We start from the raw sequence: 3617 nt of genomic DNA, 5'->3' as shown, positions 1-3617 counted from the left end.
TTCTCCGGCCGACCGGCATCCGCGGTCGTCTCGAGCTCGGGTGCCGGCTCGGGCTCGGGTGCCGGCTCGGGCTCGGGTGCCGGCTCGGGCTCGGGTGCCGGTTCGGGTTCGGGCGCCGGTTCGGGTTCGGACGCGCAGTTGTCGGCGCTGTCCGCGGGCATGGTCGCCGCCGCGTCCGGGGCGTGTGGGGCGGGGTCGCCGGGCAGCGACGCCACATCCCCGCCGACGTCGGGGTCGGGGTCATCGGTGGTGGTGTCGGGCTTCTCCGCCGCGACCGACACGACCGGCTCGTCGGCGTCCGAGGGGGCCGTCGACGCATCCGCGGGCCCACCGACCACCGGCGTGTCCTCGGCGGCCGGTAGGCCCGGCCCGGCGGTGTCAGCCCGGGAGGCACCGCCGCCGGCCGGGATGGGACCGGCTGGCTCGCCGCGGGTGTCCGCCGGATCCGGGTCTCCGGCCGCCCGCAGCGCCCACCGGTCCGGGGCGGGCCGCTTCCCGGTCCGCTCACCCCGATACCGGCGCACCTGCCCGGCGGTTTCCCACGCGGTCAGCGTCGCGGCCACCGCCGAGCGGGACATCCCCGTGCCCACGGCCAGTTCCACCACGGTCAGCGGCCCGTCCGCAGCCGTCAGCACGCCGAGCACCGCCTCCTTCACCGACATTTTCGTCCCCGCCCCGACAGTATTTTCGACGGTGGTAGTCATAGCGGCGTTCTCCTTTCCGATCCCGCGGATTGTTCCGCGGCCCGCTTCAGGAGTACCTCTGCACACCCCCATCCAGCCAGCCCCACAGGGAAGTGACCTGAATCTCTTCACCTGTTTCAAGACTCTTTCCCAAACCCATTGCCACACCGGAAACGATCAAGTTATCTTCACAGCGCCCAATACACCCCGACAACTCCGATCGTGGCACCGATATCGGACCGGGACCGCGCCGACCCGATGGAATACCGGGCGTGGCCAATCATGCGGAGGTGAGCAGACGTGGCCAGCATTAACATCCCCACGGCGGAGGAAAAGGAGACGCGCACGGCGCACGTTCTCGACCTACTCGGTCGCAGCCTCCGACACGTGCACGAATTCCTGACCCGGGTCGGTTTCACCCCCGACCAGCCTCCCTGGCCCACCGGCCCGCTCACCGGCACCGGTGCGCTCGCCGCGGCCCGGAACCAGGTCGGGATCGTCGCCGGCTACCTCGCCGACGGCGGGTGCGGTGCCCACCGGATGGAGGACGAACTCCACGCGCACTGCGCGCGGGCATGGCTCGACCTGTCCACCCACGCCCTGTACTACACCGACGGCCAGCCCGGGATCGACGCGCCCACCCTGGCCCGCGACGTCCACCAGCTCGACGGCTACCTCGCGTTCTGGTCCCAGCCCCGAATCCTCCCGGGCGGAGTGCGGGTCGACTACCGCCAGCCCCGCCGACGCCGGACCAGCCCCCGGCCACCCGCCCCGCGACCGAAAGAAGGCACCCTCATCATGCCCATCGCCCCTGCCACCGGTGACGACGATCCCGGCACGCACCCCGTCACCGCCGAGGATGTCATCGACCTCCTCCTCGATGCCGGTTTCACCCGCGCGGACCCACCGGTGAGTTTCACCGCCGGGAATATTCACGTGACACTCGACCACCAACGGCATATCACCGTGTCCCATCGCCATCTGTCTGATCTCCAGCCCGGCTGGGAGGCCCGCTTCTCCCCGGACACCCCACAGGTCCTCGTCGTCGCCGCGCTCCGGGTCGCCGGCGTCACCATCCCCTGACCGGCATCAATCCGCGCACCATTCCTTCCCCGCGTCCGGGCGCCGCTCCGCTCCGCTGGAGAGGTACACATGAGTCTGGAGAAATACACATGAGTCGAAGACTGGCTCAAAGCCGCCATAGACAGGGACCTCATCCGGATTGTCGAGAAGGTACCCCACGACCCCGTACACTCTGAACTCGATGATCTCCAGGACATCTGCCGGCACTACGGCCTTGATTTCGCCAGCATGCTCCGCCGATATATCGAGCCGTCCAACCTCGCACATATGATCATCGTGATCATGGACAGACCGATCTGATCTCTGCATGCCGGCCCGACCCAACCCCACCAGTTGATCATGCGACCGCGGTAGGAAACACCCCGGCTGCACTGCGGCCGACGGCCGCCGCGTCGTCGCCGGTGCTGGGCGGTACGGGCGGTCAGGTGGTGGGTGGGGTGAAGGTCGGGGTGGTCTCGTCCGAGCCGCGCCACAGGTAGGCGGTCAACCGCCGGCCATGTTCGCGTTCGTCCGCGGGGTTGGTGGGCAGCGGCCAGCGGAGCTGGGTGTAGAGGACGGTGCGGTGCTGGTCGTAGGCGGCCTCGATCAAGTCACCGAACACCTGCGCCCGGGCCGGAACGACCAGCGTGACCGTGGCGACGGCGACGGCCAGGCCGGCGGGGAGGGCCAGCCAGGTCCACGGGGTGAACCCGCAGAACAGCAGCCCCCACAGGGCGCTGGTGACCGCACTGTCGAGGGCGGCGCGGGCGGCGAGCAGATCGGCGCGGGTGGTCTCGGGCAGGGCGGGCCACAACCGCGGCCACATGATCACCGTGTCGAGGCCGTACTTGTCGACCGGGCGGCGTTCCGCGGCGCGCAGGATGTTCCCGATCGGGGTGGGCAGAAAGTAGCCAGCTGCGGCGGGCCGACGCCGGCGGCGGCGTTCCAGCCGGGTGTAGCCGGCCAGGTCGTCGACGGTGGGGGTAGCCGGGGGGTGGACCCGGGTGTAGGCGGCTTGCCAGACGGTGGTGTCGGTGGCGGCGCGGGCGGCGAGCCAGCCGGCGAGGCGACGCCGGGCCAGGTTGGTCCAGGCGGGCCAGTAGCCTTCCAGCAGCCGCAGCGTCGGGGTCGCGGCCCGGTGGACGACCAGGCCGGAGGCGGCCACCGCCAGCAGCACGGTGACGATGACCGTGAGCTGGACTGTGGGGGTCTGCCGGTCCAGCCAGCCGAGCTGGCCGGTCAGGGTGTGTAGGCCGCCGCGGTGCCAGGTCCAGGCGACGAGCCCGCCCAGCCAGTAGATCAGCGTCGGGATGGAAACGGCGGCCCACCGGTCGGCGAGTTTCCCGCCGACCGCCTCCCAAAACGCGGTCAGCACGGTTAGCCGTGGACCAGTGGGATGTGGTGGGTGGGGCAGTCCTCGATGGGGGTGCCCACGTCGGGCCGGTACCAGGTGTAGTCGCCGTGCGGGCAGGTGTAGCGGGCGGCGGCGATCGGGCCGGGGTCGCCGGCCGGGGTGGCCCGTCCGCCGGTCTGGCGGTGCAGGTAGCGGGGCTGGTGGTAGGGCGGCCGGAAGTGCGGGGTGTCGGTGAGGACCGCGGTGAGGAACCAGGCGGTGTCGTCGTTGCCCGCAAGCAGGGTTTGGAGTCGGTCGGTGGCCGTCGGGTCGGCAGTGGTGAGCTGGTCGGCGGTGGTGAGCTGGTCGGCGAGAGCACGGTCCAGCCGGGTGGCGGTGGCCGGGTCGAGCAGGCGGGGCAGGTAGGGACGGATCGCCCGCGCCGCCTCCCGGATCCCGTCTGGATCTGCCGGGTGGTCGTCTGGGCCCATCGGTTCCCTCCCTGCGCGGTCCGGTGCCTTTCGGAAATCTTCGCTACC

At 71.0% G+C, this 3617-nt stretch carries 5 protein-coding genes; 1 reads left to right on the top strand and 4 read right to left on the bottom strand.

Annotation, left to right across the window (positions count from 1 at the left end; genetic code table 11):
• A partial coding sequence (locus U9980_RS24950; RefSeq protein WP_322770161.1) for a helix-turn-helix domain-containing protein occupies nt 1–704 on the bottom strand: 704 nt, incomplete at its 3' end.
• A gap of 279 nt (nt 705–983) precedes the next feature.
• Here U9980_RS24950 and U9980_RS24945 point away from each other — a divergent pair.
• The gene (locus tag U9980_RS24945; RefSeq protein ID WP_322770160.1) at nt 984–1766 is read left to right on the top strand and encodes a hypothetical protein; all 783 of its coding nucleotides are present in this window, start codon (nt 984–986) and stop codon (nt 1764–1766) included.
• A 6-nt stretch (nt 1767–1772) separates the two neighbouring features.
• Here the strand turns inward: U9980_RS24945 and U9980_RS24940 are convergent, their stop codons facing one another.
• The 3 genes from U9980_RS24940 to U9980_RS24930 form a co-directional block, all read right to left on the bottom strand.
• Nucleotides 1773–1973: a hypothetical protein gene (locus U9980_RS24940; RefSeq protein WP_322770159.1), complete on the bottom strand. Its 201-nt coding sequence runs from the start codon at nt 1971–1973 to the stop codon at nt 1773–1775.
• Between the two features lie 214 nt (nt 1974–2187).
• Nucleotides 2188–3120 (bottom strand): hypothetical protein, encoded by a 933-nt coding sequence (locus U9980_RS24935; RefSeq protein ID WP_322770158.1) that lies wholly within the window; start codon nt 3118–3120, stop codon nt 2188–2190.
• A 2-nt stretch (nt 3121–3122) separates the two neighbouring features.
• A complete protein-coding gene (locus U9980_RS24930) occupies nt 3123–3569 on the bottom strand; it encodes a hypothetical protein (RefSeq protein ID WP_322770157.1) in 447 nt (148 codons plus the stop codon).
• Between the last annotated feature and the right edge of the window lie 48 nt (nt 3570–3617).

This window comes from Protofrankia sp. Cr1, from assembly GCF_963555865.1.
GTDB lineage: Bacteria > Actinomycetota > Actinomycetes > Frankiales > Frankiaceae > Protofrankia.
Note: the sequence above shows the minus strand (reverse complement) of the source record. Positions and strands in the feature narration are given on the sequence as shown.